Origin of the sequence: Azotobacter beijerinckii (genome assembly GCF_900110885.1) — a bacterium.
Taxonomy (GTDB): Bacteria; Pseudomonadota; Gammaproteobacteria; order Pseudomonadales; family Pseudomonadaceae; genus Azotobacter; species Azotobacter beijerinckii.
In genome coordinates this window covers 1-5746 of record NZ_FOFJ01000111.1, presented here as the reverse complement: position 1 = coordinate 5746, position 5746 = coordinate 1, and the positions used below count along the sequence as shown (strand labels likewise).

The window sequence follows — 5746 nt, the reverse complement described above, 5'->3', positions numbered from 1 at the left end:
CTGGAGCCGGCTCATCCGCTATACCGAGGCGGGCTACCTGCCGATCGACAACAACCGTGCCGAACGGGCTATTCGCCTGTTCGTCATCGGGCGCAAGGCCTGGCTGTTCAGCGACACGCCCAAAGGCGCGACGGCCAGCGCGCAGCTCTACAGCCTGGTGGAAACCGCCAGGGCCAACGGGCAGGAGCCCTACGCCTGGCTGCGCCACATCCTCGAGCGGTTGCCGGCAGCGCAAAGCGTCGAAGACTACGAGGCGCTGCTGCCGTGGAACTGCACTCCGACGGCGCCACTGTAAAAGACCGGCTCGGCCGTTAACAGACGGGGTTCATGGATCACTTACGTTGCGCCACCGGCCCGAGATGCAGGATCGCCCGGGACCGGCGGAGCATATGCCCGCCCAACGCGAGCGGCGGCAAGACTGCATCGGCGCGAGGAATGAGCGCTCGCCTTCGCCGAGCACCTGAAATGAATCGCAGACGACGGGGTCTTACCGAATGTCCCGGAAGCGGTCGCCGGCAACCGCCGGCAGACCCAGGCTCAAGGGGTGCGACAGATCCCCGCAAGCGACAGCCGGTCGCTTGCGACATTGGTCGCAAACCCCGGATCGCGAGGCGTTTTGCTGCAAGACTGTCAAATCCCGGGCAGTTTTTGTCATTGTCGAAAACGCTTGGCGAGCCAACACTTGATGCAGTCATGCCGCCCCGGGAGCTACTGCTTTGTTTGGAGATAACATGTCGTTGTCCATCGGGGTGATCGCGCTGGTCTCCCTGGCCTACATGGCCACACTCTTCACCATCGCCTTCTACGGGGATCGCCGCAACGCGCCCCTGCCGCCGCGCATGCGCGCCTGGGTCTACAGCCTGTCGCTGGCCGTGTACTGCACCAGCTGGACCTTCTTCGGCGCGGTCGGCCAAGCCACCGAGCAGCTCTGGGACTTCTTGCCCATCTACCTCGGGCCGGCGCTGCTGCTGCTCTTCGCGCCATGGATGTTGCAGAAGATGGTGATGATCAGCAAGCAGGAAAACATCACCTCCATCGCCGACTTCATTGCCGCGCGCTATGGAAAGTCGCAACCGCTGGCGGTGGTGGTCACCCTCATCTGCCTGGTCAGCGTGCTCCCCTACATCGCCCTGCAGCTGAAAGGCATCGTGCTCGGCGTCAACCTGCTGATCGGTGCCGGCCCGGACAGCACCGGCACCCGCGCCCAGGACACGGCGCTGGTGGTGACCTTGGGCCTCGCGCTGTTCGCCATCCTGTTCGGCACCCGCACGCTGGATGTGACCGAACACCACCGCGGCATGATGCTGGCCATCGCCTTCGAGTCGCTAGTCAAGCTGTTCGCCTTCCTCGCCGTGGGCGCCCTCGCCACCTACGGCCTGTACGGCGACCTCGACCACCTGCTCGCGGAGGCCAAGGCCGCTCCGCAACTGGCCGAATTCTGGGCGAAGGGGACGAACTGGCCGGCACTGCTGGTGCAGACCGGCGTGGCCATGATGGCAATAGTCTGCCTGCCACGGCAGTTCCATGTCGCCGTGGTAGAGAACACCGAACCCCACGACCTGCGCCTGGCACGCTGGGTGTTTCCGCTGTATCTGCTGCTCGCCGCCCTGTTCGTGGTACCGATCGCCCTCGCCGGCCAGCTGCGGCTGTCGGCCGGAATCACTCCCGATACCTTCGTGATCAGCCTTCCGCTGGCCGAGCACCATCCCGTGCTGGCCTTGCTGGCCTTCATCGGCGGCGCCTCGGCCGCCACCGGCATGGTGATCGTCGACAGCGTGGCGCTCTCCACCATGCTTTCCAACGACATCCTGCTGCCCTGGCTGCTGCACCGAAAGAACACCGAGCGCCCCTTCGAAGCCTTCCGCCACTGGATGCTCAGCGTGCGCCGGGTCAGCATCGTCGGCATCCTGCTGCTGGCCTACGTCATCTACCGCATGCTCGGCCCCACCACCAGCCTGGCCACCATCGGCCAGATCGCCTTCGCCGCGATCTCCCAGCTGACCCCCGCCATGCTCGGCGCGCTGTACTGGAAACAGGCCAACCAGCGCGGCGTGTTCGCCGGGCTCGCCACCGGTGCGCTGCTGTGGAGCTACACCCTGGTGCTGCCGCTGATCGCCCAGCGCATGGGCTGGCCGCTCGGCGAATTCCCCGGCCTCGAGTGGCTGGCGAGCCGGCCGCTGGGCCTGCCAATCACCTCGATCACCCTGGGGATGCTGATTTCGCTGGCCGGCAACTGGGCAGTCTTCGCCAGCATATCCATGCTTTCGCGTACCCGCGTTGCCGAGCACTGGCAGGCCAGCCGCTTCGTCGGCCAGGAAATCAACCGCCGCTCCGGCGGCCGCTCCCTGCTCGCGGTCCAGGTGCGGGATCTGCTTGAACTCGCCTCACGCTTCGTCGGCGAGGAACACGCGCGCCGCAAGTTCCAACGCTTCGCCCAGCGCCAAGGCAAGGAATTCAACCCCAACCAGGCGGCGACCAGCGAATGGATCGACCACACCGAGCGCCTGCTCGCCGGAGTGCTCGGCGCCTCCTCGACCCGCGCGGTGGTCAAGGCGGCCATCGAGGGACGGGAAATGCAGGTCGAGGACGTGGTACGCATCGTCGACGAAGCCTCGGAGGTCCTGCAGTTCAACCGCGCCCTGCTGCAGGGCGCCATCGAGAACATCACCCAGGGCATCAGCGTGATCGACGGCTCCCTGCGCCTGGTGGCGTGGAACCGCCGCTACCTGGAGCTGTTCGGCTACCCGGAGGGCCTGATCTACGTCGGCCGGCCGATCGCCGACCTGATCCGCTACAACGCCGAGCGCGGCTTGCTCGGCTCCGGCGACGTGGAAGAGCACGTCAGCAAGCGACTGTACTGGATGCGCCTGGGTACCCCGCACACCTTCGAGCGACTCTTCCCCAGCGGCCGGGTCATCGAACTGATCGGCAACCCCATGCCCGGCGGCGGCTTCGTCACCAGCTTCACCGACATCACCGAATTCCGCGAAGCCGAACGCGCCCTCAAGGAAGCCAACGAAGGCCTCGAGCAACGCGTGATCGAGCGGACCCGGGAACTCTCCAAGCTGAACCAGGCACTGGTCGAGGCCAAGGGCCACGCCGAGTCAGCGAACCAGTCGAAGACCCGCTTTCTCGCCGCAGTCAGCCACGACCTGATGCAGCCGCTCAATGCCGCGCGCCTGTTCGCCGCCTCCCTCGCCCATCAGGACCCCGCCCTGCCGCCCGAGGCACAGAAGCTGGTGCGGCACCTGGACTGCTCGCTGCGCTCGGCCGAGGATCTGATCACCGACCTCCTGGACGTCTCCCGCCTGGAAAGCGGACGCATCACCACAGAACGCACCAACTTCCCCATCGCCGACCTGTTCGACACCCTCGGCACCGAATTCAAGGCGCTGGCCCGGGAACAGGGCATCGACTTCCACCTGCGCAGCAGCCGCCTGCGCATCAACAGCGACATGAAACTGCTGCGCCGGGTGCTGCAGAACTTCCTCACCAACGCCTTCCGCTACGCCAAGGGCCATGTGCTGCTGGGCGTGCGCCGTCAGGGCGACCAGTTGCGCCTGGAGGTCTGGGATCGCGGCCCGGGCATACCGGAAGACAAGCGCCAGGAGATCTTCGAGGAGTTCAAACGCCTGGACAGCCACCAGACCCGCGCGGAAAAGGGCCTCGGCCTCGGCCTGGCGATCGCCGACGGCCTCTGCCGCGTGCTCAACCATCGGCTGGAAGTACGCTCCTGGCTCGGCAAGGGCAGCGTATTCAGCGTCACCGTCCCACTGGCCCGCAGCGCCGCCCCGGTCGCCGGCGCCAAGCCCGAAGGCACATCGCCGCTCAATACCCACACCCTGGCCGGCGCCCAAGTGCTCTGCGTGGATAACGAGGACAGCATCCTCACCGCCATGCACAGCCTGCTCTCGCGCTGGGGCTGCCAGGTGTGGACGGCACGCAACCGCCTGGAATGCGAGCAGTTGCTGGAAGGCGAGGTGAGCCCGCAGGTGGCGCTGGTGGATTACCACCTGGACCAGGGCGAAACCGGCACCGAGCTGATGGCCTGGCTGCGCACCCGACTCGGCAAGCCCCTGCCGGGCGTGGTGATCAGTGCCGACGCACGCCCCGAGACCGTGGCCAAGATCCACGCCACCGGTCTCGACTACCTGGGCAAGCCGGTCAAGCCGGCAGCCCTGCGGGCTCTGCTCAACCGCCACCTGACCCTGCGCTGAACGGCGGCGGCCGACGCCCCGTTCGGCGCCAGGCTGCGCTCCCCCCTTCGCGAGTACCGCCGACATGCCCAGCAACCTCGACGTCCTCCTCGACCTGACCGTCGCCCTGGCCGTCGGTCTGCTGATCGGCACTGAGCGCGGCTGGAGCGCCCGCGACATCGACGATTCGCACCTAGCCGCCGGCATTCGCACCTTCGGCCTGACCGGCCTGCTCGGCGGCATGGCGGCACTGTTCGGCGAGCAGCTGGGGCTGGCCGCCTGGATCGTCCTGCTGCTGGTGTTCGGCCTGCTGCTGGTGGCCGGCTACATCGGCGACCTGTACCGCACCGGCGAGCAAGGCATGACCAGCGAAATAGCCATGCTGCTGACCTTCCTGCTCGGCAGCATGGCGCTGACCGAAGAGCACCAGGTGCTGGCCGCCGCCGGCGCGGTGGTGGTGGCCCTGCTGCTCAGCCTCAAGGATGTCCTGCACAACATGCTGCGCCGGCTGACGGCCAACGAGCTGTTCGGCGCGCTCAAGCTACTGTTCATTTCCGTGGTGCTGCTGCCGGTGCTGCCAAACCGGGGCTATGGTCCCTGGCAGGCGTTCAACCCCTACGCGACCTGGTGGATGGTGGTGCTGATCGCCGCCATCGGCTTCGCCGCCTACATAGCGACCCGCCTGGTCGGCACCCGCCACGGGCTGCTGCTCACCGCCCTGCTCGGCGGGATGGTTTCCTCCACCGCGATGACCCTGACCCTGTCCCGCCTGCACCGGGATGCGCGGCTGCACCGCCTGCTCGCCTGTGGCCTGCTGGCCACCTCGGCGCTGATGTTCCCGCGGGTGCTGCTGGAAGCCGGTCTGATCAACCCCGCCCTGCTGAGCGGCCTGCTCTGGCCGATGGGCGCCGCCACCTTGGTCTATGTCGGCGGCGCCCTCCTCCATTACCGCGGCTCCGGACGGGAGCCGGTGGAGGGCGGCGAGCCGCTACTGCGGAACCCCTGCGAACTGGGAGCGGCGCTGCGTTTCGCTGCCCTGCTGGTGCTGATCCTCTTTCTGGTGGAGGCCGGCCAGCACTGGCTCGGCGATGCCGGCGTCTATCTGGTGGCCCTGCTAGCCGGACTGAGCGACGTGGATGCGATCACCCTTTCGCTGGCACGCAATGCCCAGAACGGACTGGCCGAACAGGTGGCGATCCGGGGCATCTTTCTCGCTGCCCTCAGCAACAGCCTGGTGAAGGGGATTCTGATCGCCATGATCGGCGGCTCCCGGCTGGCCCGGCTGACCCTGCCGGTCATGGCCGCCGGCCTGCTCGGCGGGCTGGCGACACTCTGGCTGCTCTGAGCAGCGGTCCGGCCATCCGGACGCCTCGGTCATGGCTACGGACTGTTACGCCAGCAGGACCCTGAGCAGGGTTTGAAGCAGCCCTTTGCCCCGTATCCGAGCGTTGTGGACGAACTGGAAGAAACCCAGGTATAGCGGCAACTTCTCTTGGGAGAGGCCCCGATGGGGACGCAGCCAGGAGCGTAACAGTGACCAGAAGCCTTCA

3 protein-coding genes are annotated in these 5746 nt (G+C 67.1%); all 3 read left to right on the top strand.

Annotation, left to right across the window (positions count from 1 at the left end; genetic code table 11):
- A partial coding sequence (locus BMY22_RS22430) for a transposase domain-containing protein (protein ID WP_143068615.1) occupies window positions 1-295 on the top strand: 295 nt, incomplete at its 5' end.
- Between the two features lie 436 nt (window positions 296-731).
- Entirely contained in the window at window positions 732-4217 is a 3486-nt protein-coding gene (locus BMY22_RS22425; RefSeq protein WP_090625518.1) for a hybrid sensor histidine kinase/response regulator, read from the top strand.
- A 64-nt stretch (window positions 4218-4281) separates the two neighbouring features.
- On the top strand, window positions 4282-5541 hold the full coding sequence (locus BMY22_RS22420) for an MgtC/SapB family protein (protein WP_090625517.1): 1260 nt from the start codon (window positions 4282-4284) through the stop codon (window positions 5539-5541).
- Window positions 5542-5746 lie beyond the last annotated feature (205 nt).